The following is a 24,864-nucleotide window of genomic DNA, read 5'->3' as shown; positions in this document are numbered from 1 at the left end:
TCATGGCGCAGCTCAAGATCACGCAGGTCAAGTCCTACATCGGCAGCAAGCAGAACCACCGCGACACCCTGCGCTCCCTTGGTCTCAAGGGCATCAACACGCAGGTCGTCAAGGAGGACCGCCCCGAGTTCCGCGGCATGGTGCACACCGTCCGCCACCTCGTGACGGTCGAGGAGGTCGACTGATCATGGCGGAGCAGAACCCGCTGAAGATCCACAACCTCCGTCCCGCCCCGGGCGCCAAGACCGCCAAGACCCGTGTCGGTCGTGGTGAGGCGTCGAAGGGTAAGACGGCCGGTCGTGGTACCAAGGGTACGAAGGCTCGTTACCAGGTTCCGGAGCGCTTCGAGGGCGGCCAGATGCCGCTGCACATGCGCCTCCCGAAGCTGAAGGGCTTCAAGAACCCGTTCAAGACCGAGTTCCAGGTCGTGAACCTCGACAAGCTGGCCGCGCTCTACCCCGAGGGTGGCGAGGTCACCGTCGAGGGTCTGGTGGCCAAGGGTGCTGTTCGCAAGAACAGCCTCGTCAAGGTCCTCGGCCAGGGCGAGATCTCCGTGGCGCTGCAGGTGACGGTCGACGCCGTCTCCGGCTCCGCCAAGGAGAAGATCACCGCCGCCGGCGGTACGGTCACCGAGCTCGTCTGAGTCCTTCGGACGACGCCTCGATGACGTAAACGATCCCGACCGGGGATACCTCACAATGGGGTATCCCCGGTTGGTCGTTCCACGGGGAGCAGTGTCGCCGGTAAGGTGGCCTGCACTGTTCTTTTTCTGTATCCGTCGAACCTCAAGACCGTCACCCTTGACGCAGTTGCGCGGGGGTCGCAGGAGGCACCGTGCTCACCGCGTTCGCCCGGGCGTTCAGGACGCCCGACCTGCGCAAGAAGCTGCTGTTCACGCTGGGCATCATCGTGGTCTACCGGGTCGGTACCCACATCCCGATCCCGGGCGTCAACTACAGGAACGTCCAGCAGTGTGTCCGCGAGGCCTCCGGTAACCAGGGGCTCTTCGGGCTGGTCAACATGTTCAGCGGTGGTGCGCTGCTGCAGATCACGATCTTCGCGCTCGGGATCATGCCGTACATCACGGCCAGCATCATCCTGCAGTTGTTGACGGTCGTGATCCCGCGCCTGGAAGCCCTCAAGAAGGAGGGGCAGGCCGGCACTGCCAAGATTACGCAGTACACCCGCTACCTGACCGTGGCGCTGGCCATCCTCCAGGGCACCGGCCTGGTGGCCACGGCCCGCAGCGGTGCGCTGTTCGGCACCTGTTCGGTGGCGAACCAGATCGTCCCCGACCAGGCGATCTTCACCACCATCACCATGGTCATCTGCATGACCGCCGGTACGTGCGTCGTGATGTGGCTCGGTGAGCTGATCACCGACCGCGGCATCGGCAACGGCATGTCGATCCTGATGTTCATCTCGATCGCCGCGACCTTCCCGTCCGCCCTGTGGGCCATCAAGAAGCAGGGCACGCTGGCCGGCGGCTGGATCGAGTTCGGCACGGTCATCGCGGTGGGTCTGGTCATGGTCGCGCTCGTCGTCTTCGTCGAGCAGGCCCAGCGCCGCATCCCGGTCCAGTACGCGAAGCGCATGATCGGACGCCGTTCCTACGGCGGTACGTCCACGTACATCCCGCTCAAGGTGAACCAGGCAGGTGTGATTCCTGTCATCTTCGCCTCCTCGCTGCTCTACATCCCGGCGCTCGTGGCGCAGTTCGCGGGGGGCAAGTCGGACTGGAAGACCTGGATCGAGCAGAACCTCACCAAGGGCGACCACCCGATTTACATCGCTTCGTACTTCTTGCTCATCGTTTTCTTCGCGTTCTTCTACGTCGCTATCTCCTTCAACCCCGAGGAAGTAGCCGACAACATGAAGAAGTATGGTGGCTTCATCCCGGGCATCCGGGCTGGCCGACCGACCGCTGAGTACCTGAGCTACGTGCTCAACCGGATCACCTGGCCGGGTTCGCTGTATCTGGGTCTGATCGCTCTCGTACCGACAATGGCGTTGGTGGGCTTCAACGCAAGCCAGAACTTCCCGTTCGGTGGGACCAGCATCCTCATCATCGTGGGTGTCGGTCTTGAGACGGTGAAGCAGATCGAGAGCCAGCTCCAGCAGCGCAATTACGAAGGGTTCCTCCGCTGATGCGTATCGTCCTCGTCGGGCCGCCGGGTGCCGGTAAGGGAACGCAGGCCGTCCGGCTCGCAGAGAAGCTGGCCGTTCCGCACATCTCCACGGGCGACCTGTTCCGGGCCAACATCAGCCAGCAGACCGAGCTGGGCAAGCTCGCGAAGTCCTACATGGACGCCGGCAACCTCGTCCCGGACGAGGTGACCATCGCGATGGCCAAGGACCGGATGGAGCAGCCGGACGCGGAGAACGGCTTCCTGCTGGACGGCTTCCCGCGGAACGTCTCGCAGGCGGAGGCGCTGGACGAGCTGCTGCGGACCGAGGGCATCACGCTGGACGCCGTCCTGGACCTGGAGGTCCCCGAGGACGAGGTCGTCAAGCGGATCGCCGGCCGGCGCATCTGCCGCAAGGACTCCTCGCACGTCTTCCACGTGTCGTACAACGCGCCGGCCAAGGAGGGCGTGTGCGACGTCTGCGGCGGCGAGCTGTACCAGCGCGACGACGACCGTGAGGAGACCGTCCGCACGCGGCTGGAGGTCTACCACACGCAGACCGAGCCGATCATCGACTACTACAAGGCGCAGGGCCTGGTCGTGACGATCTCCTCCCTGGGCCCGGTGGCCGAGATCACGCAGCGGGCGCTGGAGGCCCTCAAGCGCGAGAAGGCCGAGAAGTAGATCCCGGCCCTTCCGGCCGCGGTGCCCTTGCGGGGGCGCCGCGGCCGTACTGTTGTACAGGTACCCCCAGTCGACGTGAGTGACGGAGAGCGCAGGCCCCCCATGGTGCAGATCAAGACCCCCGAGCAGATCGCGAAGATGCGGGCGGCGGGCCTGGTCGTAGCCGCCATCCACGCGGCCACGCGCGAAGCGGCCGTCCCCGGCGCCTCCACCAAGGACTTGGACGAGGTGGCCCGCAAGGTCCTCGCCGAGCACGGCGCGAAGTCGAACTTCCTGGGGTACGGCGGTTTCCCCGCCACCATCTGCACCTCCGTGAACGACGTCGTCGTCCACGGCATCCCCTCCGACGACGTCGTCCTCAAGGACGGCGACATCATCTCCATCGACTGCGGCGCGATCGTCGACGGCTGGCACGGTGACGCCGCCTACACGGCGTTCGTGGGCTCCGGTCACGCCCCGGAGCTGGTCGAGCTGTCCCGGGTGACGGAAGAGTCGATGTGGGCCGGCATCGCGGCCATGAAGCAGGGCAACCGCCTGGTGGACATCTCCCGGGCGATCGAGACGTACATCCGCCGGCAGCCCAAGCCGGGCGGCGGCAAGTACGGGATCATCGAGGACTACGGCGGCCACGGCATCGGCACCGAGATGCACATGGACCCGCACCTGCTGAACTACGTGGACCGCCGCCGCGGCAAGGGCCCCAAGCTGGTCCCGGGCTTCTGCCTCGCCATCGAGCCGATGGTCTCGCTCGGCACTCCGCGCACCGAGGTCCTGTCGGACGACTGGACGGTCATCACGACGGACGGCACCTGGTCCTCCCACTGGGAGCACTCGGTCGCCCTGACCGCGGAGGGCCCCCTGGTCCTCACCGCCCCGGACGGCGGAAAGGCCAAGCTCGCCGAGTACGGCATCACGGCCGCCCCCGACCCGCTCGCATAGGGATCTCCGCCATGGGGCAGACTTTCCCGATTCGCCTTTCCGGGTGCGCCGACGTAGACTGACTCGTCGGCTCTCGTGCACCCGCATGTCCGCATGCTCGCAAGTGTGACGGAAGTCGATCAAGGTAGTCGATTCGAAGGGCAAAGCGTGGCCAAGAAGCAAGGTGCCATCGAGATCGAGGGCACTGTCGTCGAGTCTCTGCCGAACGCCATGTTCAAGGTCGAGCTCCAGAACGGCCACCAGGTCCTGGCACACATCAGCGGCAAGATGCGCATGCACTACATCCGCATCCTCCCTGACGACCGGGTCGTGGTGGAGCTGTCTCCGTACGACCTGACGCGTGGCCGGATCGTCTACCGGTACAAGTAGATCTTGCCCGCGCCCCGGGCCCGCCCGGTGCGATGGCACTGACCCGGAGAACCTCACCCAATGAAGGTCAAGCCGAGCGTCAAGAAGATCTGCGACAAGTGCAGGGTGATCCGCCGCCACGGTCGGGTCATGGTCATCTGCGAGAACCCGCGCCACAAGCAGCGCCAGGGCTGACGCACGACCATTTCCCTCTGCACCTCTATCGCAGAGTTTCGCGCGACGCGAGCTGAATATGTTCATACGCAGAGCCCGAGCCATCCAGCTCGACACCCCCGGTTCGGAGGCCGGGGACCCGGTTCGTACCTAGTACGGCGGCCGGGAGCCGGTTCTGCGGAAGACCTCCGAAGATTCACCAGGAGCCATTGAATGGCACGCGTTTCCGGTGTTGACATCCCGCGCGAAAAGCGCGTGGAGGTCGCCCTCACCTACGTGTTCGGCATCGGCCGGACCCTCTCGAAGGAGACGCTGGCTGCGACCGGCGTCGACCCGAACACCCGCGTTCGTGACCTGACCGAAGAGCAGCTGGTCGCGATCCGCGAGTACGTCGACAACAACATCAAGACCGAGGGTGACCTCCGTCGCGAGATCCAGGCCGACATCCGCCGCAAGGTCGAGATCGGTTGCTACCAGGGTCTCCGTCACCGTCGCGGTCTGCCCGTCCGCGGTCAGCGCACCAGCACCAACGCCCGCACCCGCAAGGGCCCGCGTCGCGCCATCGCCGGCAAGAAGAAGCCGGGCAAGAAGTAGTCCGCAGCGGACACCCTGTCCACGGTCTTCGCTGTAGGACCGACCACCTCCCGTAGGAGTTAGTAGATGCCCCCCAAGGGACGTCAGGGCGCTGCCAAGAAGGTGCGCCGCAAGGAAAAGAAGAACGTCGCTCACGGCCACGCGCACATCAAGAGCACGTTCAACAACACGATCGTCTCGATCACGGACCCGTCCGGCAACGTGATCTCCTGGGCCTCCGCCGGCCACGTCGGCTTCAAGGGTTCCCGGAAGTCCACGCCGTTCGCCGCGCAGATGGCCGCCGAGTCGGCTGCCCGCCGCGCCCAGGAGCACGGCATGCGCAAGGTCGACGTGTTCGTGAAGGGTCCGGGTTCCGGTCGCGAGACCGCGATCCGCTCTCTGCAGGCCACGGGTCTTGAGGTCGGCTCCATCCAGGACGTCACCCCGACCCCGCACAACGGCTGCCGTCCGCCGAAGCGTCGTCGCGTCTGACCTCGCTTCACCGGGCTGTCCGGGCGGTACGGCTCTTTCGGGCCGTGCCGCCCGTACCCTTGCAGTACCCGCACTTTTCACGGGTGCGGTTTCCGTCGGGCGTCAAATAGCGGGCGTCCACGAAAGAAGGATCTGATCCACACATGCTGATCGCTCAGCGTCCCTCGTTGACCGAAGAGGTCGTCGACGAGTTCCGCTCCCGGTTCGTGATCGAGCCGCTGGAGCCGGGCTTCGGCTACACCCTCGGCAACTCCCTCCGCCGTACCCTCCTCTCCTCGATCCCCGGTGCCGCTGTCACCAGCATCCGGATCGACGGCGTGCTGCACGAGTTCACCACCGTGCCGGGCGTCAAGGAGGACGTCACCGACCTGATCCTCAACATCAAGCAGCTGGTCGTCTCCTCGGAGCACGACGAGCCGGTCGTGATGTACCTGCGCAAGCAGGGCCCGGGTCTGGTCACCGCCGCCGACATCGCGCCCCCGGCCGGTGTCGAGGTGCACAACCCCGACCTGGTCCTCGCCACGCTCAACGGCAAGGGCAAGCTGGAGATGGAGCTGACCGTCGAGCGCGGTCGCGGCTACGTCTCCGCCGTGCAGAACAAGCAGGTGGGCCAGGAGATCGGCCGTATCCCGGTCGACTCCATCTACTCGCCGGTTCTGAAGGTCACGTACAAGGTCGAGGCCACGCGTGTCGAGCAGCGCACCGACTTCGACAAGCTGATCGTCGACGTCGAGACCAAGCAGGCGATGCGTCCGCGTGACGCCATGGCCTCCGCCGGTAAGACGCTGGTCGAGCTGTTCGGTCTCGCCCGCGAGCTGAACATCGACGCCGAGGGCATCGACATGGGCCCGTCCCCGACGGACGCCGCCCTGGCCGCCGACCTCGCGCTGCCGATCGAGGAGCTGGAGCTCACGGTCCGCTCCTACAACTGCCTCAAGCGTGAGGGCATCCACTCCGTGGGTGAGCTCGTCGCCCGCTCCGAGGCCGACCTCCTGGACATCCGCAACTTCGGTGCGAAGTCCATCGACGAGGTCAAGGCGAAGCTGGCCGGCATGGGCCTGGCCCTGAAGGACAGCCCGCCCGGATTCGACCCCACGGCCGCTGCCGACGCCTTCGGCGCCGACGACGACGCGGACGCGGGTTTCGTGGAGACCGAGCAGTACTGATCAGTACTTGATCGGTCGTTGCCGGTGGGCATCCGCTCATCGGGTTCCTGACCCCGGTACCTGACACGGCCGGGGCAGACACACAGGAGAAGAACAATGCCGAAGCCCACCAAGGGTGCCCGTCTGGGCGGCAGCGCCGCGCACGAGAAGCTGCTCCTCGCGAACCTCGCGAAGAGCCTCTTCGAGCACGGCCGTATCACCACCACCGAGGCGAAGGCCCGCCGCCTGCGCCCGTACGCCGAGCGTCTGATCACCAAGGCGAAGAAGGGCGACCTTCACAACCGCCGCCAGGTGCTCCAGGTCATCACGGACAAGAGCGTCGTCCACACGCTCTTCACCGAGATCGGCCCGCGTTACGAGAACCGTCCGGGTGGTTACACCCGGATCACCAAGATCGGTAACCGCCGTGGCGACAACGCGCCCATGGCCGTCATCGAGCTGGTCGAGGCGCTGACGGTTGCCCAGCAGGCGACCGGTGAGGCCGAGGCCGCCACCAAGCGTGCGGTCAAGGAGGCCGAGGAGGCCAAGGCTGCGGAGACCACCGAGGCGCCGGCCGAGGAGGCCGCTGCCGAGGAGTCCAAGGACGCCTGAGGCTCTGCCTGACGCGGGAAGCGGGTTCGCCCTTCGGGGCGGGCCCGCTTTCGCGTACCTGAGAGGATCTGTCTGTGAGTGAAGTACAGCCCGGTTTCGTACGCATCCGTCTCGACCTCTCCTACGACGGCACCGACTTCCACGGCTGGGCCAAGCAGGCCGGCGGCAAGCGGACCGTACAGGGGGAGATCGAGGACGCCCTGCGCACGGTGACGCGGTCGCGGGAGACCTATGAGCTGACCGTCGCCGGGCGGACCGACGCCGGGGTGCACGCGCGCGGCCAGGTGGCGCACGTGGACCTGCCGGAGGCGGTCTGGCGGGAGCACCACCAGAAGCTGCTGAAGCGGCTCGCCGGGCGGCTGCCGAAGGATGTGCGGGTCTGGGCCCTCAGGCCGGCGCCGAGCGGTTTCAACGCCCGTTTCGCCGCCGTCTGGCGGCGGTACGCCTACCGGGTCACCGACAACCCCGGCGGTGTGGACCCGCTGCTGCGCGGTCATGTGCTCTGGCACGACTGGCCGCTCGACGTGGACGCCATGAACGAGGCCGCCCGGGCGCTGCTCGGCGAGCACGACTTCGCCGCCTACTGCAAGAAGCGGGAGGGGGCCACCACGATCCGCACGCTGCAGGAGCTGAGCCTGGTCAGGGGCGATGACGGGATCATCACCGCCACCGTCCGGGCCGACGCGTTCTGCCACAACATGGTGCGGTCGCTGATCGGCGCGCTGCTGTTCGTGGGCGACGGGCACCGGGGCCCGGAGTGGCCCGGGAAGGTGCTGGCCGCGGGGGTGCGGGACTCGGCCGTGCATGTCGTACGGCCGCACGGGCTGACGCTGGAGGAGGTCGGCTACCCCGCCGACGAGCTGCTGGCGGCCCGGAGCAGGGAGGCGCGGAACAAGCGCTCGCTTCCGTCGGCGGGGTGCTGCTGAGCCCCGGGGCTACCGGTTCGCCGCCGCGGAGGCCTGGGCCTGGCCGCGGCGGTGGATCTGGTTCACGGTGAACTGGGCCAGGTCGTTGCCGACGGTGAACACGTCGGTGTTCTTGTCGGTGACGTCCTTGCCGTTGGTGAAGCCACCGGTGGTGAAGTAGGCGTAGCGGCCGTAGGCGTTCGTGGTGGTGCGGCAGACCGCGGCGTCGCAGAAGGCCTTGATGCCCTTGCCGGGCAGGGCCTGCACGAGGTTCTTCTTGCCGACGGCCTGGGCCTTGACCTTCGAGGCCCGGGCCGCGCTGTCGAAGACCGCGACACCGACCGTGGCCGCGATGTCCCCCTTGCCGTCGATGTAGCTCACCCGGATCAGACGGGTGCAGCCGTTCGCGGTGAGGAGCGACGGCAGGGTGCCGCCGGTCACGGAGGCGCAGTTCGAGGTGTCGGCCGTGGCGCCCTTCTTGTACACGGCGCCGTTCATGGTCAGCTGCTTGCCCGGGAAGAGGGTGTCGGCGCTGAGCGGGGCCGTGTCCTTCTTGGCGCTGGAGATGAAGTCCTTGGGGTCCAGCGGTGGCGGGGCGCTGGTGGGTGCGAAGGACGGCGTCCCGGTGGCGGAGCCGGGGATGGAGGCGCTGGCGGGCAGATTGCTGGGGCCTGCCTCCGGGTCGCCGCCGTCCGCGGACACGACGGCCATGGCGACGGCCGTGCCTATCGCGATGGTGGCGAGCGCGCCACCGGCTATGAACAGCGCCTTGCGGCGCTTGTTCCGCGTCTCCGATGCCTCGGCGAGCGCGGCCCAGTCCGGAGTGCCGTCATCGGCCTCGCCGTTCCACGGCTGCTGGGAATTCGGTTTCCAGGGATCCCACTGAGACTGGGGTCCCCCCTGCCCGTAACTCATGGGGCGCATCTTAGACGGGGGGCCGGTGGTGTGGAGTCCGTCTGTCGGCCTGCCTCGTTTTGACCGGTACGGGGGCCGACCGGTAACCTACTTCTTCGTTGTGTATTGGCTTGCTCATTCTCACGGGACGGGCCCTTACACCGGTCCACCGGGCCGATGACCAGCGATCAGCACGCGGTTTGCGTCACCGCGGTGCGGTCGAGGCTGTCGTGATCGTTTCGGTGACCTGTTCAGGACCATTCACTCGAAGCGAAGGCTACGAACCGTGCGTACGTACAGCCCCAAGCCCGGCGATGTGACGCGCCAGTGGCACGTCATCGACGCTCAGGACGTTGTCCTGGGCCGTCTCGCCACCACCGCAGCGACCCTCCTCCGGGGCAAGCACAAGCCCGTCTATGCGCCGCACATGGACATGGGTGACTTCGTCATCATCATCAACGCCGACAAGGTGCACCTGTCCGGCAACAAGCGGACCCAGAAGATGGCGTACCGCCACTCCGGCTACCCGGGTGGTCTGCGCTCCGTCCGTTACGACGAGCTGCTCGACAAGAACCCCGAGAAGGCCATCGAGAAGGCCGTCAAGGGCATGCTCCCCAAGAACACGCTGGGCCGTCAGATGCTCTCGAAGCTGAAGGTCTACAAGGGTGACCAGCACCCGCACGGCGCGCAGCAGCCGCAGCCGTACGAGATCACCCAGGTCGCGCAGTAAGTCCGGCCACCCCCTAAGACTGAAGAGAATCTGAGGAGAATCGTGGCCGAGACCACTGCCGAGCAGCCGATCGAAGAGATCGACATCGAGAGCTACACCACCGAGTCCGAGGTCCCCGTCGAGGGTGAGTACACCTCGGAGTCCCTGGCCTCCCGCTTCGGCGAGCCCCAGCCGGCCGCCGGCCTGGGCCGTCGCAAGAACGCCATCGCCCGCGTCCGGATCGTCCCGGGCACCGGCAAGTGGAAGATCAACGGTCGCACCCTTGAGGACTACTTCCCCAACAAGGTGCACCAGCAGGAAGTCAACGAGCCGTTCAAGGTCCTGGAGCTTGAGGGTCGTTACGACGTCATCGCCCGCATCGCCGGTGGCGGTGTCTCCGGCCAGGCCGGTGCGCTCCGTCTCGGTGTCGCCCGCGCGCTGAACGAGGCCGACGTCGACAACAACCGCGGCCCGCTGAAGAAGGCCGGCTTCCTCAAGCGCGACGACCGTGCGGTCGAGCGCAAGAAGGCCGGTCTGAAGAAGGCCCGCAAGGCTCCGCAGTACAGCAAGCGCTAAGCTTCGCTGCCTGCTCGTACGTGGTACGGGCTTCGGCCCCACGTACTCCGAACGCCCCGGCGGCACGCCACATGTGCCTCCGGGGCGTTCGCTTATCCCAGCCAAGGGCGTATAACGACACAAGACGCTCAAAGGCTTGTGTGATCGGATGCCGGGGCGCCTGCCAACCCGACGCGGCGCCCGTCCGCTTCCGACATCGACGCTTCCTCAGGAGGACAAGTGGGACGACTCTTCGGCACGGACGGCGTGCGCGGTGTCGCCAACGCGGATCTGACGGCCGAGATGGCGCTCGGCCTCTCCGTGGCCGCGGCGCACGTGCTGGCCGAGGCGGGCACCTTCGAGGGCCACAGGCCGAAGGCCGTGGTCGGACGGGACCCGCGCGCGTCCGGGGAGTTCCTGGAGGCCGCCGTGGTGGCGGGCCTGGCGAGCGCCGGCGTGGACGTGCTGACGGTCGGCGTGCTGCCGACGCCCGCCGTCGCCCACCTCACCGGCGCGCTCGGCGCCGACCTCGGTGTGATGCTCTCCGCCAGCCACAACGCCATGCCGGACAACGGCATCAAGTTCTTCGCCCGCGGGGGCCACAAACTCGCCGACGAGCTGGAGGACAAGATCGAGGCGGTGTACGAGTCGCACCGCCACGGCGAGCCCTGGGAGCGGCCCACCGGCGCCGGAGTCGGCCGGGTCCGCTCGTACGACGAGGGCTTCGAGCAGTACGTCGCCCACCTGCTGTCGGTGCTGCCCAACCGGCTCGACGGCCTGAAGATCGTCCTGGACGAAGCGCACGGCGCGGCCTCGGGGGTCTCGCCGGAGGCGTTCGCCCGTGCGGGCGCCCAGGTCGTCACGATCGGTGCCGAGCCGGACGGGCTCAACATCAACGACGGCTGCGGTTCGACCCACCTGGACCAGCTGAAGGCCGCGGTCGTCGAGCACGGCGCCGCCCTCGGTATCGCGCACGACGGTGACGCCGACCGCTGCCTGGCCGTGGACCACACCGGCGAGGAGATCGACGGCGACCAGATCCTCTCCGTGCTCGCGCTGGCGCTGCGCGAGCGCTCCGCGCTGCGGGCCGACACGGTCGTCGCCACGGTGATGTCCAACCTCGGCTTCAAGCTGGCGATGGAGCGCGCGGGCATCCACCTCGTGCAGACCGCCGTCGGCGACCGGTACGTGCTGGAGGAGATGAAGGAGCACGGGTACGCCCTCGGCGGCGAGCAGTCCGGGCACGTCATCATCCTCGACCACGCGACCACCGGTGACGGCACGCTGACCGGTCTGCTGCTGGCGGCGCGGGTCGCCGAGACCGGCCGTACGCTGCGCGACCTCGCCTCCGTCATGGAGCGGCTGCCGCAGGTCCTCGTCAATGTGCCGGACGTCGACAAGTCGCGGGTGAAGACCTCCGCCGACCTCGCCGCCGCCGTCTCGGAGGCCGAGCGGGAACTCGGGGAGACCGGGCGGGTGCTGCTGCGGCCCTCGGGGACCGAGCCGCTGGTGCGGGTGATGGTCGAGGCCGCGGACATCGAGCAGGCCCGGTCGGTCGCCGGGCGGCTCGCCGACGCGGTGAAGTCCGCGCTGGGTTGAGCCCCAAGGCGTAGCAAAAAGTGCACGACTGATCACTGACTGTTTCTCTTGCATCGAGGCCGCTCAGCGCGGCGCCCCCTCGACGGAAGAGAAACACAGCATGAAGATCGTGAGCAGCATTCTGAAGCGAGCGGCCGGTCCGGTCGTGGCGGCGGGGCTTCTCGTCGCCTCGTCCGCCACCCCGGCCGCCGCCCAGACGCCGGGCTCCACGGCGTTCCGCGTCTTCGGCGGTCTGGTCGGGCTCCAGGCGCGGGCCGGGGTGCAGAACCATGTCTCGGCCGCCGTCTCCGACACCAACCACCTGCTCCTCACGGACACCACGGGCATCGCGATCGGCCCGGGCTGCACCCGGCTGTCCTCCACCACCGCCGACTGCGGGAACATCCTCACCGTCACCAGGCTCGCCATAGCGCTGGGCGACCAGAACGACACCGCCGAGGCCGGCGTTCCGGTCAATGTCACCGTCGACGCCGGCACGGGCGTCGACAGCGTGAGCACCAATGGCGGCAACGACGTGATCGGCGTGCAGGACAACGCCCCCGGCGACACGGTGAGCTGCGACGGCGGCACCGACACGGTGTTCGCCGACCCCGGCGACAGTGTCGACGCGACCTGCGAAAGGCGGTTCTGACAGCTGTCGTACGCTCACGCCGCCGGCCCACGGTCACGCCGGGGCCGGCAGCGCGGCGGCTACAGCTTGCGCAGCCTCAGTCGCTGCACCTTGTGGTCCGGTCCCTTGCGCAGGATCAGGGTGGCGCGGCCGCGGGTGGGGGCGATGTTCTCCACCAGGTTCGGCTTGTTGATGGTCCGCCAGAGAGTGCGGGCGTAGTCGAGGGCTTCTTCCTCGGAGACCTGGGTGTACTTGCGGAAGTACGAGTTCGGGTTCTGGAAGGCCGTCTGACGCAGCTTCTTGAAGCGGTTGAGGTACCAGCGCTCGATGTCGTCGGCGCCGGCGTCGACGTACACGCTGAAGTCGAAGTAGTCGGCGAGGCCGACCCGGGTGCGGCCGTCCTTGCCGGGCAGGGCGGGCTGGAGGACGTTCAGGCCCTCCACGATCAGGATGTCCGGGCGGCGGACGGTGAGCTTCTCGTCCGGGACGATGTCGTAGATCAGGTGGGAGTAGACAGGTGCCGTCACCTCCCCCTTGCCGGCCTTGATGTCGGCGACGAAGCGGGTCAGCGCCCGGCGGTCGTAGGACTCGGGGAATCCCTTCCGTGACATCAGGCCGCGCGCCTCCAGCTCCCGGGTGGGCAGGAGGAATCCGTCCGTGGTGACCAGCTCCACGCGCGGGTGCTCGGGCCAGCGGGAGAGCAGGGCCTGGAGGAGACGGGCGACCGTGGACTTGCCCACGGCCACGGAGCCGGCGACTCCTATGACGAACGGGGTGCCGGACTGGGAGCCCTGCTCACCGAGGAAGGTGTTCAGCGCGCCTCTGAGGCCGTCCGTGGCGCCGACGTAGAGGTTGAGGAGCCGGGAGAGCGGGAGGTAGATGTCCCGCACCTCGTCCAGGTCGATGACGTCGCCGAGGCCGCGGAGCTTTTCCACCTCCTCGGCGGTGAGCGGCAGCGGCGTCTTGTCGCGCAGCGCGCTCCACTCGGCGCGGGTGAGGTCGACGTAGGGAGTCGCCTCCGGCCTGTGCCGGTGGGCGCTCCGGGGCATCGAGGAGACCGGTGAGATCACAGTTCATTGTTAACGGAGTTTGAACGGCTCGGTGGGTGGGGTCCGTCACGCATGAGTTCCGGCCGCCGAGGGCCTTCGTACGGCGGTGGGAATTTCCGATTTCGGGCAGGCAGAGGCAGTTTTCGATCGTCTTCGGCCCGTAGGCTGCGGCGCATGTGCGGAATCGTGGGTTACGTAGGGTCGCAGTCGGCGCTCGACGTCGTGATGGCCGGGCTGAAGCGGCTGGAGTACCGGGGGTACGACTCGGCGGGTGTCGCCGTGCCGGCGGACGGCGGGCTGGCCGCCGCGAAGAAGGCCGGAAAGCTGGTCAACCTGGAGAAGGAGCTGGTCGAACGGCCGCTGCCGACGGGCACGACCGGCATCGGGCACACCCGCTGGGCCACGCACGGCGGCCCCACGGACACCAACGCGCATCCGCACCTGGACAACGCGGGCCGGGTCGCGGTGGTCCACAACGGCATCATCGAGAACTTCGCGCTGCTCCGCGCGGAACTGGCCGAGCGCGGCCATGAGCTGGCCTCCGAGACGGACACCGAGGTCGTCGCCCATCTGCTGGCCGAGGAGTTCTCCTCCTGTGCGGACCTCGCCGAGGCGATGCGGCTGGTGTGCCGGCGGCTGGAGGGCGCGTTCACGCTGGTCGCGGTGCACGCCGACGAGCCGGACGTGGTGGTCGGCGCCCGCCGGAACTCCCCGCTGGTGGTGGGTGTCGGCGAGGGCGAGGCGTTCCTGGCCTCCGACGTCGCCGCGTTCATCGCCCACACCCGGTCCGCGATCGAGCTGGGCCAGGACCAGGTGGTGGAGCTGCGCCGCGACGGCGTCACGGTGACGGGCTTCGACGGCCGCCCGGCCGAGGTCCGTTCCTACCACGTGGACTGGGACGCCTCGGCGGCCGAGAAGGGCGGCTACGACTACTTCATGCTCAAGGAGATCGCCGAGCAGCCCAGGGCGGTCGCCGACACCCTGCTCGGGCGCATCGACGCGTCCGGCTCGCTGACCCTGGACGAGGTCCGGATCAGCGCCTCGGAGCTGCGCGAGATCGACAAGGTCGTCATCGTCGCCTGCGGTACGGCCTTCCACGCGGGCCTGATCGCCAAGTACGCCATCGAGCACTGGACGCGGATCCCGTGCGAGGTGGAGCTGGCGAGCGAGTTCCGGTACCGGGACCCGATCCTGGACGCGCAGACCCTGGTGATCGCCATCTCCCAGTCCGGCGAGACCATGGACACCCTGATGGCGCTCCGGCACGCCCGCGAGCAGGGCTCCAAGGTGCTGGCGATCTGCAACACCAACGGCTCCACGATCCCCCGCGAGTCGGACGCGGTGCTGTACACGCACGCGGGCCCCGAGGTCGCCGTCGCCTCGACCAAGGCGTTCCTCACCCAGCTGGTCGCCTGCTATCTGGTCGCGCTGTACCTGGGCCAGGTGCGGGGCACCAAGTGGGGCGACGAGATCCAGGCGGTCATCAAGGACCTGTCCCGGATCTCGGTGGAGGTCGAGCGGGTCCTGGAGACCATGGAGCCGGTCCGGGAGCTGGCCCGCACCCTGGCGTCGAAGGACACGGTCCTGTTCCTCGGCCGGCACGTGGGCTACCCCGTGGCCCTCGAAGGCGCGCTCAAGCTGAAGGAACTGGCGTACATGCACGCCGAGGGCTTCGCCGCGGGCGAGCTGAAGCACGGCCCGATCGCGCTGATCGAGGAGGACCTGCCGGTGGTGGTGGTCGTCCCGTCGCCGCGCGGCCGGTCCGTCCTGCACGACAAGATCGTCTCCAACATCCAGGAGATCCGCGCGCGGGGTGCGCGCACGATCGTGATCGCGGAGGAGGGCGACGAGGCGGTCGTCCCGTACGCCGACCACCTCATCCGGATCCCGGCCACCCCCACCCTGCTCCAGCCCCTGGTGGCCACCGTCCCGCTCCAGGTCTTCGCCTGCGAGCTGGCCACCGCCCGCGGCAACGAGGTGGACCAGCCGCGGAACCTGGCGAAGTCGGTCACGGTGGAGTAACCCGCGGCTCAGTGCACGGAGAAGCCTCCGTCGACGAAGACCGACTGGCCGGTGACGTAGGCGGAGGCGCGGCCGGCGAGGAAGACGGCCGCGCCCTCGAAGTCCTCGGCGAGACCGTTGCGGCCGGTCATGGTGCGCGCGGCCAGGGCGGCCACCTTCTCGGGGTCGGACGACAGCCGCTGGTTGAGCGGGGTCATCACGAAGCCCGGCACCAGGGTGTTGACGGTGACGCCGTACGGCGACCAGGCCTCGGCCTGCGAGCGGGCCAGCGACTCCAGCGCGCCCTTCGAGACGCCGTACGCGCCGCTCTGCACGAACGCCCGGTGCGCCTGCTGGGACGTGACGTGGATGATCCGGCCGAAGCCCCGCTCGGCCATGCCGGGCCCGAACCTCCGGCCCAGCAGGAAGGGGGCCTCCAGGTTCACCGCCATGGTGGTGTCCCACACGTCGTCGCCCAGCTCGTCCATCGGGGGCCGCAGATTGATCCCGGCGGAGTTGACGAGGATGTCGGGCTCCCCGAACACCGCGGCGGCCTCCTCGGCCGCGGCGCGCACGCCCTCGCGTGTCGCCAGATCGCCGCTGACCCAGGCCGCACGGCAGCCGTCGGCCGTCAACTCGTCGACCGCCGCGGCCAGTTCCGCCGGGCGGCGGGCCACGATCACCACCCGCGCGCCGGCCCGTGCCAGCGCTCCGGCGATGGCCCGGCCGATACCGGAACTCCCGCCGGTCACCAGGGCGACACGGCCGTCCAGGGAGAAGAGATCGCTGAGATAGGCGCGCGAAGAGGTCATGCGGGAAGGGTAGGTGACGTGGTGTCGCCGGATCCCTGTTCACCGGCGTCGTAGGGTGCTCGGCATGAGCATCATCGGGGTGGGCATCGACGTCGCCGAGATCGACCGGTTCCAGGAGGCCCTGGAACGGACGCCGGGGCTGGCCGACCGGCTGTTCGTGGAGCGGGAACTGCTGCTGCCCAGCGGGGACCGGCGGGGCATCGCCTCCCTGGCGGTCCGGTTCGCCGCCAAGGAGGCGCTGGCGAAGGCGCTCGGGGCGCCGCCGGGGCTGCACTGGACCGACGCCGAGGTGTACGTCGAGGACAGCGGGCAGCCACGGCTGCGGGTGAAGGGGACCGTGGCCGCGCGGGCCGCCGAGCTGGGCGTGCGGTCCTGGCATGTGTCGCTCAGTCATGACGCGGGCGTGGCCTCGGCCGTGGTGATCGCCGAGGGCTGAGCCGGCCCGGGGTCCCGGGTGTGGACGGCGGGGGATCCGGGGCAGACTCGGAGCCATGCGTACTGCGTACAGCGTGGAGACGGTAAGGGCGGCCGAGCGGGCGCTGATGGCACGGCTGCCGGAGGGCGCGCTGATGCAGCGGGCCGCCGCCGGGCTGGCCGCCGCCTGCGCCGAACTGCTCGGTCGGGTGTACGGCAGCCGGGTGGTCCTGCTGGTCGGCAGCGGGGACAACGGCGGGGACGCCCTGTACGCGGGGGCCCGGCTGGCCCGGCGCGGCGCGGGGGTGACGGCCGTCCTGCTGACGCCCGGACGGGCCCATGGCGGGGGACTCGCCGCCCTGCGCCGGGCGGGCGGCACGGTCGTCGCCGCCGACCGGGCCGAGGAACCGATTCTGCGCGCCGACCTGGTCCTGGACGGGATCGTCGGGATCGGCGGCAAGGGCGGGCTGCGGCCGGACGCCGAGCGGCTGACCGACGTGGTGGCGCGGTCCCGGGCCGCCGTCGTCGCCGTCGACCTGCCCAGTGGCGTCGACGCGGACACCGGGGAGGCGCGCGGGGCCGCGCTCCGGGCCGACCTGACCGTCACCTTCGGCACCTACAAGCCCGGGCTGCTGGTGGATCCGGCGCGGGAGTACGCCGGGGTGGTACGGCTCGTCGACATCGGGCTGGAGCCGCCGCCCGCCGACGCCGAGCTGGTGGCCCTGCAACACGCCGACGTGGCGCGGCTGTTGCCGGTGCCGGTGGCGGAGAGCGACAAGTACCGGCGCGGGGTCGTCGGGATCGCCGCGGGCTCGGCCCGGTATCCGGGGGCCGCCGTGCTCGCCGTGTCCGGGGCGCTGCGGGGCGGGGCCGGGGCCGTACGGTACGTCGGGCCGGCCCAGGAGGCGGTCATCGCGCGCTTCCCGGAGACCCTCGTCTCCGACGCCGGGCCCGCCAAGGCCGGGCGGGTGCAGGCCTGGGTGGTCGGGCCGGGCGCCGGGGACGACGCGGCGACCGTGGCCGAGGTACTGGAGGCGGACGTACCGGTGCTGCTGGACGCGGACGGGCTGCGGCTGGCCGAACGGGACGCGGTACGGCGGCGTACGGCGCCGACGCTGATGACACCGCACGCGGGGGAGGCCGCCGCGCTGCTGGGGGTGCGGCGCGAGGAGGTCGAGGAGGCCCGGCTGGCGGCGGTGCGGGAACTGGCGGCGGTGTACCGGGCGACGGTGCTGCTGAAGGGTTCGACGACGCTGGTCGCCGACTTCGCGGGCGGCCCGGTGCGGGTGAACGCCACGGGGACGCCCTGGCTGGCCACGGCGGGCAGCGGGGACGTGCTGTCCGGCCTGGCGGGATCCCTGCTGGCGGCGGGCCTGGGGGCGGTGGACGCGGGAAGCGCCGCCGCGTACCTCCACGGCCTGGCGGGCCGCTTCGCCGCCTCCGGCGCCCCGACAGGAGCCCATGACGTGGCGTCATGCATTCCGGAGGCGTGGAGGGACGTGGTGGGCTGAGGGCACCGTCCGCCGCGGCTGGGCGGTGGGTCGGGTCGCTTGCCCGGCCGGGGGCTCGACGGCGGGACCGACCCGGCCTCCGCCCCGCGCGGGCCCGCTCTGAGAGACTGGGGGCGCGATGACTGAGACAGCAGCTGTGCCGACCGCCGCCCTGCGCGCCCGCGCCCAGATCGACCTGGGCGCCCTGCGCGCCAATGTGCGAGCCCTGCGCGCCCGGGCGAAGGGCGCCGCCGTGATGGCCGTCGTCAAGTCCGACGGATACGGCCACGGGGCGGTGCCGTGCGCCCGCGCCGCCCTCGCGGCGGGCGCGAACTGGCTCGGCACGGCCACCGCCGAGGAGGCCCTCGCGCTGCGCGCGGCCGGACTGCCCGGACCGATCCTGTGCTGGCTGTGGGTGCCGGGCGGCCCCTGGCGGCAGGCGATCGAGGCCGGCATCGACGTGTCGCTGAGCGGCTTGTGGGCGCTGCGTGAGGCCACCGCCGCCGCCCGCGCGGCCGGCCGGGTCGCGCGCGTGCAGCTCAAGGCCGACACCGGTCTCGGCCGCAACGGCTGCCAGCCCGGCGCGGACTGGGCCGAGCTGGTCGACGCGGCCCTGCGCGCGGAGGCCGAGGGGCTCGTCCGGATCACCGGGCTCTGGTCGCACTTCGCGTGCGCCGACGAGCCGGGACACCCGTCCATCGCCGCCCAGCTCGACCAGTTCCGGGAGATGCTGGCGTACGCCGAGGAGCGGGGCGTACGGCCCGAGGTGCGGCACATCGCCAACTCGCCGGCCACCCTCACTTTGCCCGAGTCCCACTTCGACCTGGTCCGCACGGGCATCGCCATGTACGGCATCTCGCCCAGCCCCGAGGTCGGCACCCCGGCGGACTTCGGGCTGCGCCCGGTGATGACGCTCAGCGCCGCGCTGGCCCTCGTCAAGCACGTCCCCGGCGGACACGGCATCAGCTACGGCCATCACTACGTCACCCCCGGCGAGACCACCCTCGGCCTGGTCCCGGCCGGCTACGCGGACGGCATCCCGCGGCACGCCTCGGGCACCGGCCCGGTGCTGGTCGGCGGCAAGTGGCGGACGGTCGCCGGGCGGGTCGCCATGGACCAGTTCGTCGTCGACCTGGGCGGGGACGAACCCGCGGTGGGCAGCGAAGCCGTCCTGTTCGGGCCCGGCGACCGCGGCGAGCCCACCGCCGAGGACTGGGCGCAGGCCTGCGGCACGATCGCGTACGAGATCGTCACACGCATCGGAACGCGCGTTCCGCGCGTCTATGTCAACGACGCCGATGTGAACGACGTCCTTGTGAACGGGCGAGAAGCCGGGTAGTCCCTTCGGGAGCGGCAACCGGATCACCCGTCGGCGAAGAGGAGCAGTACGTGAGCGAGAGCAGCGCGGAGGCCGTGGCGGACGTCGCCGCGGCGGCCGTCGCCTCCGCCGCGGGGGCGACGGCCGGGAGCTGGCGCAAGGCGACCGGCATCGCCGGTGCCGCGATAGGCGTGCTCGCCGCGGGCGCGGCGGCCGGCGTCGCCATCGAGCGGATGACGGTGGGGCGCGGGATGCGCCGCAAGGCCCGGCTGGCACTGGACTCGGCGGGGCCCTACGGCACCCTGCGCGGCACCCCCGGCAAGGCGTACGCCGACGACGGCACCGAGCTGTACTACGAGGTCGACGAGGCCGAGCCGGACCCGGGGCCGAACGTCTCGCCCCGCAGGCGCCGGCTCTTCGGCCGCAAGGCGCCCGCCCCGGTCAGCGTCGTCTTCTGCCACGGCTACTGCCTCAGCCAGGACTCCTGGCACTTCCAGCGGGCGGCCCTGCGCGGGGTCGTGCGGACCGTGCACTGGGACCAGCGCAGCCACGGGCGGTCCGGTCGGGGCGTGGCCCAGACCCGGGACCGGGTGCCGGTCACCATCGACCAGCTGGGCCGCGACCTGAAGGCCGTGCTCGACGCCGCCGTACCGGACGGGCCCGTGGTGCTGGTCGGTCACTCGATGGGCGGGATGACCGTCATGGCCCTCGCCGCCCAGTACCCGGAACTGATCCGCGACCGGGTCGTCGCCACCGCCCTCGTCGGTACGTCGTCCGGGAGGCTGGGCGAGGTCAACTTCGGGCTCCCGCTGGCCGGGGTCAACGCCGTGCGCCGGATCCTCCCCGGGGTGCTGAAGGCGCTCGGGCAGCAGGCGGAGCTGGTGGAGAAGGGGCGCCGGGCCACCGCCGAGCTGTTCGCCGGGATCATCAAGCGGTACTCGTTCGCGGGGCGGGACGTCGACCCGGCGGTGGAGCGCTTCGCCGAACGGATGATCGAGTCCACCCCGATCGACGTGGTCGCCGAGTTCTACCCGGCCTTCAGCGACCACGACAAGACCGAGGCGCTGGCCTGCTTCCGGGACATGCCGGTGCTCGTGCTGGCCGGCGTCCAGGACCTGGTCACGCCCAGCGAGCACAGCGAGGTCATCGGCGACCTGCTGCCCGACGCCGAGCTGGTGCTGGTGCCGGACGCCGGGCACCTGGTGATGCTGGAGCACCCGGAAGTGGTCACCGACCGCCTCGCCGACCTGCTCACCCGGGCGGGTGCGGTGCCCGCAGGGGCTACCGTAAGTGGCTATGGAACGACCAGCAGCACCAGCAGCACCGCACGAGGCCGCTGAGATCCGGCTGACGATCACCTCGCCCGAGCAGATGCGGGAGCTGGGCCGCCGGCTGGCCAAGCTGCTGCGCGCGGGCGACCTGGTGATGCTCAGCGGGGAGCTCGGCGCGGGCAAGACCACGCTGACCCGCGGGCTGGGCGAGGGCCTCGGCGTGCGCGGCGCGGTCACCTCGCCGACCTTCGTGATCGCCCGGGTGCACCCGTCCCTCGGCGGCGGGCCGCCCCTGGTGCACGTCGACGCCTACCGGCTCGGGGGCGGCCTCGACGAGATGGAGGACCTGGACCTCGACGTCTCGCTGCCCGAGTCGGTGATCGTCGTGGAGTGGGGCGAGGGCAAGGTCGAGGAGCTGACCGAGGACCGGCTCCAGGTCGTCATCCACCGCGCCGTGGGAGACACCACCGACGAGGTACGGCACGTGACGGTGACCGGGCTGGGGGAGCGGTGGGCCGAGGCCGGCCTGGAGACGCTGACCGGCTGAGGACCCCGACAGGATTCCGACAGGCCGTCGGCAACATATTGCGCAGGACGTCCCGGGCGTGGTGACATGGTAGCCAGCCCGTAGTTAGGTCTGCCTAACTACGCCCGCCCCCGTACGTCAGGAGGCGTCCATGACCGCAACGCGGCCTCCGGAGCACCCCCGCCCCACCGGGGTGTCCATGCACGACCTGCTGGCCTCCTGCGCGGCGGCGGACGTCATCTCCAGGCCCCCACGCCCCGAACGCCCCGAAGGCGCGACTGCCACGGCGTGGGCGCGACCGGCCCCGACGGCACCGCACACGGCCGACGGCGCGGCACGGCACCCCCGGATCGCCTAGGCCCTCTCGTTCGGATCAGCCCGGCGTCGAGGGGCCTAGCGGATCACCATCACCGGCACCCCGATCGTCGCGAACTTCCACAGCGCGTCCCCGTCCGCCCGGTTCTCCCGGATGCCGCCCGTCTTCACGCTCGGGTCGGCCATCGTGCCCGAGCTGCCGTCCACCGCCGCGCTGAACCCGATCGCCGTGCCGTCCACGCTGGTGAACCGCACCACGTGTTCGACGGGGATGCCGTCGGTGCCGGTGGCCGTGTTGGAGCGGGACGTGACCCAGTAGAGGCCCGGCAGCGGGTCGACGCTGCCCGGGCGCACCGGGAAGGTGCGCTGCACCCGGTTCCCGGGGGAGACCAGCCAGACCCGGTCGTCGTCCACCGAGTACACGACCCGTTCACCCGTTCCGGAGCCGCTCGGCAGGGCGGTCGGGTTGTGCAGGTCCCGGGGCGCCTTCGTCGCGGCCGCAGGGGCGGACGCGTTCGCCGCCCGGCCGCCGCGCAGGCTCGCCGGGACGGTCGCCTGGGCCTGGTAGGCGAGGAATGCGACGGTTCCCAGGGCCGCCGCGGCGAGGCCGGCCACGATCCCCGAGCTGGACCCTGCCAATGTCCGCTCACCTCCGCCTCGCGTATTTCGTGCCCTATGTCGTAGTTCGTACAGACCGTAGCAGTCGGTCACGGTCCGCCCCGGACGGCCATGCGCGAGCCGCGGGCGCCGTAGGCTGTTCGCGTGCTCTTGCTCGCTCTGGATACCGCCACCCCCGCCGTCACCGTCGCGCTGCACGACGGCACGGACGTCATCGCCTCGTCGAGCCAGGTGGACGCGCGCCGGCACGGAGAGCTGCTGCTGCCGGCCGTCGACCGGGTCCTCGCCGAGGCCGGGCTGAAGCTGGAGGCCGTCACCGGGATCGTCGTCGGCACCGGGCCCGGCCCCTACACCGGCCTGCGCGTCGGCCTGATGACCGCCGACACCTTCGGCCTCGCGCTCGGCGTCCCCGTGCACGGCGTGTGCACGCTGGACGGCCTCGCCTACGCCGCCGACATCGAGAAGGGCCCCTTCGTCGTGGCGACCGACGCCCGGCGCAAGGAGGTCTACTGGGCCACGTACGCCGACTCCCGGACCCGGCTGACCGACCCGGCCGTCGACCGCCCGGCCGACATCGCCGAGCGGGTCGCGGGCCTCCCGGCGGTCGGCGCGGGCGCGCTGCTCTACCCGGACACGTTCCCGAGCGCCCACGAACCCGAGCACGTGTCCGCCGCCGCCCTGGCCGCGCTCGCCGCCCGGAAGCTCGCCGCGGGCGAGGAACTGCCCGCGCCCCGGCCGCTCTACCTGCGCCGACCGGACGCCCAGGTCCCCAAGAACTACAAGGTGGTCACCCCCAAGTGACACAGCCGGCACCCCCACGACTGCGCGAGATGCGCTGGTGGGACATCGACCCCGTTCTGGAGCTGGAGAAGGTCCTGTTCCCCGAGGACGCCTGGTCCCGGGGCATGTTCTGGTCCGAACTGGCCCACGCCCGGGGCTCCGGGGCCACCCGGCGCTACGTCGTCGCCGAGTCCGCCGACGGCCGGATCGTCGGGTACGGCGGCCTGGCCGCCTCCGGTGACCTGGGCGACATCCAGACCATCGCCGTGGCCGGCGCCCTCCAGGGCACCGGGCTCGGCGCGCGCCTGCTCACCGAGCTGCTGCGCGCGGCGACCGCGTTCGAGTGCCACGAGGTGATGCTCGAATGCCGGGTCGACAACATCCGCGCCCAGAAGCTCTACGAGCGCTTCGGCTTCGCCCCCATCGGCTTCCGGCGCGGCTACTACCAGCCGGGCAACGTGGACGCCCTGGTGATGCGCCTGACCACAGCACCCGACAGCGGCTCCGCCGCGGACTCCGCTTCAGCACAAGGAACCGAGATCAATGGCTGACGAACCCCTCGTCCTCGGCATCGAGACCTCCTGCGACGAGACCGGCGTCGGCATCGTCCGCGGCACCACCCTGCTGGCGGACGCCGTCGCCTCCAGCGTCGACGAGCACGCCCGCTTCGGCGGTGTCGTACCGGAGGTGGCGTCCCGGGCGCACCTGGAGGCGATGGTCCCGACCATCGACCGCGCGCTGAAGGAGGCGGGCGTCTCGGCGAAGGACCTGGACGGCATCGCGGTCACCGCGGGCCCCGGCCTCGCGGGCGCCCTGCTGGTCGGCGTCTCGGCGGCCAAGGCGTACGCCTACGCCCTCGGCAAGCCCCTCTACGGCGTCAACCACCTCGCCTCCCACATCTGCGTGGACCAGCTGGAGCACGGCCCGCTGCCCGAGCCGACGATGGCCCTGCTGGTGTCCGGCGGCCACTCCTCCCTGCTGCTGTCCGAGGACATCACCTCCGACGTCCGCCCCATGGGCGCGACCATCGACGACGCGGCCGGCGAGGCCTTCGACAAGATCGCCCGCGTGCTGAACCTGGGCTTCCCCGGCGGCCCGGTCATCGACCGGTACGCCCGCGAGGGCGACCCGGAGGCGATCGCCTTCCCGCGCGGCCTCACCGGCCCGCGCGACCCGGCGTACGACTTCTCCTTCTCCGGCCTGAAGACCGCCGTGGCCCGCTGGATCGAGGCCAGGCGCGCCGCCGGCGAGGAGGTCCCGGTCCGCGATGTGGCCGCCTCCTTCCAGGAGGCCGTGGTGGACGTCCTCACCCGCAAGGCGGTCCGCGCCTGCAAGGACGAGGGCGTGGACCACCTGATGATCGGCGGCGGGGTGGCGGCCAACTCCCGGCTGCGCGCCCTCGCCCAGGAGCGCTGCGAGGCGGCCGGCATCCGGCTGCGCGTCCCGCGCCCCAAGCTGTGCACGGACAACGGCGCGATGGTGGCCGCGCTCGGCGCCGAGATGGTCGCCCGTAACCGGGCCGCCTCCAGCTGGGACCTGTCGGCCGACTCCTCCCTTCCGGTGACCGACCCGCACGTCCCGGGCCACGACCATGTGCACGAGGTCAGCAAGGAGAACCTCTACTCGTGACCGTCGCCCTGATGTGGGAGGCGCGGGCAGCCGAGGGCCGGGGCGCGGAGCTGCTCGCCTGGGTCCGCGAACAGCCGCTCGCCCCCGGCCCGTTGCGCCGCGAGACCTTCCGCGCCCCGCAGGACCGGGTGCTGGTCATCACCTGGTGGGACGCGCCGTACGACGCCGGCCTGCCCGAACTGCCCGAGCCGGACCCGGCTCTGGTGACCCGCACGGTGCACCGGTGGCGCTTCGAGCCGGTCGCGGACGACTGAGGTTGCGCGGACACCCCCTGTC

The 24,864-nt window shown here is 70.6% G+C and carries 31 protein-coding genes; 27 read left to right on the top strand and 4 right to left on the bottom strand.

The features are described 5' to 3' along the window. Window positions 1-2 precede the first annotated feature (2 nt). The 12 genes from rpmD to truA all read left to right on the top strand — a co-directional run bounded on the left by rpmD (window position 3) and on the right by truA (window position 8,019). Window positions 3-185: a 50S ribosomal protein L30 gene (gene rpmD / locus ABZ937_RS01095; RefSeq protein ID WP_003974250.1), complete on the top strand. Its 183-nt coding sequence runs from the start codon at window positions 3-5 to the stop codon at window positions 183-185. Between the two features lie 2 nt (window positions 186-187). Continuing rightward, window positions 188-643 (top strand): 50S ribosomal protein L15, encoded by a 456-nt coding sequence (gene rplO, locus ABZ937_RS01090; RefSeq protein WP_023547373.1) that lies wholly within the window; start codon window positions 188-190, stop codon window positions 641-643. 191 nt (window positions 644-834) lie between these two features. Beyond that, window positions 835-2,148, top strand: a complete 1,314-nt coding sequence (gene secY, locus ABZ937_RS01085; RefSeq protein WP_361684324.1) for a preprotein translocase subunit SecY — start codon at window positions 835-837, stop codon at window positions 2,146-2,148. Next, window positions 2,148-2,810: an adenylate kinase gene (locus tag ABZ937_RS01080; protein WP_361684322.1), complete on the top strand. Its 663-nt coding sequence runs from the start codon at window positions 2,148-2,150 to the stop codon at window positions 2,808-2,810. The genes secY and ABZ937_RS01080 overlap by 1 nt, the downstream gene beginning before the upstream one ends. A 102-nt stretch (window positions 2,811-2,912) precedes the next feature. Further along, window positions 2,913-3,749 (top strand): type I methionyl aminopeptidase, encoded by an 837-nt coding sequence (gene map / locus ABZ937_RS01075; RefSeq protein WP_361684320.1) that lies wholly within the window; start codon window positions 2,913-2,915, stop codon window positions 3,747-3,749. Window positions 3,750-3,896: 147 nt separating this feature from the next. Further along, window positions 3,897-4,118, top strand: a complete 222-nt coding sequence (gene infA / locus ABZ937_RS01070; protein ID WP_003948620.1) for a translation initiation factor IF-1 — start codon at window positions 3,897-3,899, stop codon at window positions 4,116-4,118. Window positions 4,119-4,178: 60 nt separating this feature from the next. Then, window positions 4,179-4,292, top strand: a complete 114-nt coding sequence (gene rpmJ / locus ABZ937_RS01065) for a 50S ribosomal protein L36 (protein WP_003998809.1) — start codon at window positions 4,179-4,181, stop codon at window positions 4,290-4,292. 192 nt (window positions 4,293-4,484) lie between these two features. After that, a complete protein-coding gene (rpsM, locus tag ABZ937_RS01060) occupies window positions 4,485-4,865 on the top strand; it encodes a 30S ribosomal protein S13 (RefSeq protein ID WP_023547369.1) in 381 nt (126 codons plus the stop codon). Window positions 4,866-4,931: 66 nt separating this feature from the next. Then, window positions 4,932-5,336, top strand: a complete 405-nt coding sequence (gene rpsK / locus ABZ937_RS01055) for a 30S ribosomal protein S11 (protein ID WP_003956432.1) — start codon at window positions 4,932-4,934, stop codon at window positions 5,334-5,336. A gap of 143 nt (window positions 5,337-5,479) precedes the next feature. Further along, complete coding sequence (locus tag ABZ937_RS01050; RefSeq protein ID WP_003966937.1) at window positions 5,480-6,502, top strand: DNA-directed RNA polymerase subunit alpha; 1,023 nt, start codon at window positions 5,480-5,482, stop codon at window positions 6,500-6,502. Window positions 6,503-6,598: 96 nt separating this feature from the next. Further along, on the top strand, window positions 6,599-7,093 hold the full coding sequence (gene rplQ / locus ABZ937_RS01045; RefSeq protein ID WP_361684318.1) for a 50S ribosomal protein L17: 495 nt from the start codon (window positions 6,599-6,601) through the stop codon (window positions 7,091-7,093). A 74-nt stretch (window positions 7,094-7,167) separates the two neighbouring features. Then, complete coding sequence (truA, locus tag ABZ937_RS01040) at window positions 7,168-8,019, top strand: tRNA pseudouridine(38-40) synthase TruA (protein WP_361684316.1); 852 nt, start codon at window positions 7,168-7,170, stop codon at window positions 8,017-8,019. A gap of 9 nt (window positions 8,020-8,028) precedes the next feature. On the opposite strand, the gene ABZ937_RS01035 is transcribed toward truA, so the two are convergent. After that, the gene (locus ABZ937_RS01035) at window positions 8,029-8,913 is read right to left on the bottom strand and encodes a hypothetical protein (RefSeq protein WP_361684314.1); all 885 of its coding nucleotides are present in this window, start codon (window positions 8,911-8,913) and stop codon (window positions 8,029-8,031) included. A gap of 265 nt (window positions 8,914-9,178) precedes the next feature. Between ABZ937_RS01035 and rplM the strand changes: the two genes are divergently transcribed. The 4 genes from rplM (at window position 9,179) to ABZ937_RS01015 (ending at window position 12,386) form a co-directional block, all read left to right on the top strand. Then, a complete protein-coding gene (gene rplM, locus ABZ937_RS01030; RefSeq protein WP_361684312.1) occupies window positions 9,179-9,622 on the top strand; it encodes a 50S ribosomal protein L13 in 444 nt (147 codons plus the stop codon). A 42-nt stretch (window positions 9,623-9,664) separates the two neighbouring features. Then, window positions 9,665-10,177, top strand: a complete 513-nt coding sequence (rpsI, locus tag ABZ937_RS01025; RefSeq protein ID WP_100827765.1) for a 30S ribosomal protein S9 — start codon at window positions 9,665-9,667, stop codon at window positions 10,175-10,177. A 219-nt stretch (window positions 10,178-10,396) separates the two neighbouring features. Continuing rightward, on the top strand, window positions 10,397-11,755 hold the full coding sequence (gene glmM / locus ABZ937_RS01020; protein ID WP_361684309.1) for a phosphoglucosamine mutase: 1,359 nt from the start codon (window positions 10,397-10,399) through the stop codon (window positions 11,753-11,755). A gap of 109 nt (window positions 11,756-11,864) precedes the next feature. Continuing rightward, a complete protein-coding gene (locus tag ABZ937_RS01015; RefSeq protein WP_361684307.1) occupies window positions 11,865-12,386 on the top strand; it encodes a hypothetical protein in 522 nt (173 codons plus the stop codon). Window positions 12,387-12,445: 59 nt separating this feature from the next. Here ABZ937_RS01015 and coaA read toward each other — a convergent pair whose 3' ends face one another. Next, entirely contained in the window at window positions 12,446-13,435 is a 990-nt protein-coding gene (gene coaA, locus ABZ937_RS01010) for a type I pantothenate kinase (RefSeq protein ID WP_361684305.1), read from the bottom strand. A gap of 153 nt (window positions 13,436-13,588) precedes the next feature. On the opposite strand from coaA, the gene glmS reads away from it, so the two are divergent. Further along, window positions 13,589-15,436, top strand: coding sequence for a glutamine--fructose-6-phosphate transaminase (isomerizing) (gene glmS / locus ABZ937_RS01005; protein ID WP_361684303.1), 1,848 nt, complete (start codon window positions 13,589-13,591; stop codon window positions 15,434-15,436). A gap of 8 nt (window positions 15,437-15,444) precedes the next feature. On the opposite strand, the gene ABZ937_RS01000 is transcribed toward glmS, so the two are convergent. Continuing rightward, on the bottom strand, window positions 15,445-16,227 hold the full coding sequence (locus ABZ937_RS01000) for an SDR family oxidoreductase (protein ID WP_361684301.1): 783 nt from the start codon (window positions 16,225-16,227) through the stop codon (window positions 15,445-15,447). Between the two features lie 64 nt (window positions 16,228-16,291). On the opposite strand from ABZ937_RS01000, the gene ABZ937_RS00995 reads away from it, so the two are divergent. The 6 genes from ABZ937_RS00995 to ABZ937_RS00970 all read left to right on the top strand — a co-directional run bounded on the left by ABZ937_RS00995 (window position 16,292) and on the right by ABZ937_RS00970 (window position 21,604). Continuing rightward, complete coding sequence (locus ABZ937_RS00995) at window positions 16,292-16,663, top strand: holo-ACP synthase (protein WP_361684299.1); 372 nt, start codon at window positions 16,292-16,294, stop codon at window positions 16,661-16,663. Between the two features lie 55 nt (window positions 16,664-16,718). Then, complete coding sequence (locus tag ABZ937_RS00990) at window positions 16,719-18,152, top strand: NAD(P)H-hydrate dehydratase (RefSeq protein WP_361684297.1); 1,434 nt, start codon at window positions 16,719-16,721, stop codon at window positions 18,150-18,152. Window positions 18,153-18,270: 118 nt separating this feature from the next. Then, window positions 18,271-19,470: an alanine racemase gene (gene alr, locus ABZ937_RS00985; protein ID WP_361684295.1), complete on the top strand. Its 1,200-nt coding sequence runs from the start codon at window positions 18,271-18,273 to the stop codon at window positions 19,468-19,470. 50 nt (window positions 19,471-19,520) lie between these two features. Beyond that, window positions 19,521-20,789, top strand: a complete 1,269-nt coding sequence (locus ABZ937_RS00980) for an alpha/beta hydrolase (protein ID WP_361684293.1) — start codon at window positions 19,521-19,523, stop codon at window positions 20,787-20,789. Further along, window positions 20,746-21,267 (top strand): tRNA (adenosine(37)-N6)-threonylcarbamoyltransferase complex ATPase subunit type 1 TsaE, encoded by a 522-nt coding sequence (gene tsaE / locus ABZ937_RS00975; RefSeq protein ID WP_361684291.1) that lies wholly within the window; start codon window positions 20,746-20,748, stop codon window positions 21,265-21,267. The genes ABZ937_RS00980 and tsaE overlap by 44 nt, the downstream gene beginning before the upstream one ends. 130 nt (window positions 21,268-21,397) lie before the next feature. Then, window positions 21,398-21,604, top strand: coding sequence for a hypothetical protein (locus ABZ937_RS00970; RefSeq protein WP_361684289.1), 207 nt, complete (start codon window positions 21,398-21,400; stop codon window positions 21,602-21,604). Between the two features lie 35 nt (window positions 21,605-21,639). Here ABZ937_RS00970 and ABZ937_RS00965 read toward each other — a convergent pair whose 3' ends face one another. Continuing rightward, window positions 21,640-22,200 carry a hypothetical protein gene (locus ABZ937_RS00965; RefSeq protein WP_361684287.1) on the bottom strand — a complete coding sequence of 187 codons (561 nt, stop codon included), beginning with the start codon at window positions 22,198-22,200 and terminating at the stop codon, window positions 21,640-21,642. A 123-nt stretch (window positions 22,201-22,323) separates the two neighbouring features. On the opposite strand from ABZ937_RS00965, the gene tsaB reads away from it, so the two are divergent. From tsaB to ABZ937_RS00945, 4 genes are read left to right on the top strand one after another with little or no spacing between them, the layout of a single operon-like run. Further along, on the top strand, window positions 22,324-22,980 hold the full coding sequence (gene tsaB, locus ABZ937_RS00960) for a tRNA (adenosine(37)-N6)-threonylcarbamoyltransferase complex dimerization subunit type 1 TsaB (protein ID WP_361684285.1): 657 nt from the start codon (window positions 22,324-22,326) through the stop codon (window positions 22,978-22,980). A 29-nt stretch (window positions 22,981-23,009) separates the two neighbouring features. Beyond that, the gene (rimI, locus tag ABZ937_RS00955; RefSeq protein ID WP_361684724.1) at window positions 23,010-23,510 is read left to right on the top strand and encodes a ribosomal protein S18-alanine N-acetyltransferase; all 501 of its coding nucleotides are present in this window, start codon (window positions 23,010-23,012) and stop codon (window positions 23,508-23,510) included. Continuing rightward, window positions 23,503-24,588 (top strand): tRNA (adenosine(37)-N6)-threonylcarbamoyltransferase complex transferase subunit TsaD, encoded by a 1,086-nt coding sequence (gene tsaD, locus ABZ937_RS00950; RefSeq protein WP_361684283.1) that lies wholly within the window; start codon window positions 23,503-23,505, stop codon window positions 24,586-24,588. The genes rimI and tsaD overlap by 8 nt, the downstream gene beginning before the upstream one ends. Next, on the top strand, window positions 24,585-24,842 hold the full coding sequence (locus ABZ937_RS00945; protein WP_361684281.1) for a hypothetical protein: 258 nt from the start codon (window positions 24,585-24,587) through the stop codon (window positions 24,840-24,842). The genes tsaD and ABZ937_RS00945 overlap by 4 nt, the downstream gene beginning before the upstream one ends. Window positions 24,843-24,864: the final 22 nt, after the last annotated feature.

It is taken from the genome of Streptomyces sp. NPDC046727 (assembly GCF_040645635.1).
Taxonomy (GTDB): domain Bacteria; phylum Actinomycetota; class Actinomycetes; order Streptomycetales; family Streptomycetaceae; genus Streptomyces.
The sequence above is the reverse complement of the archived record's forward strand: the minus strand, read 5'-3'. Positions and strand labels throughout refer to the sequence as shown.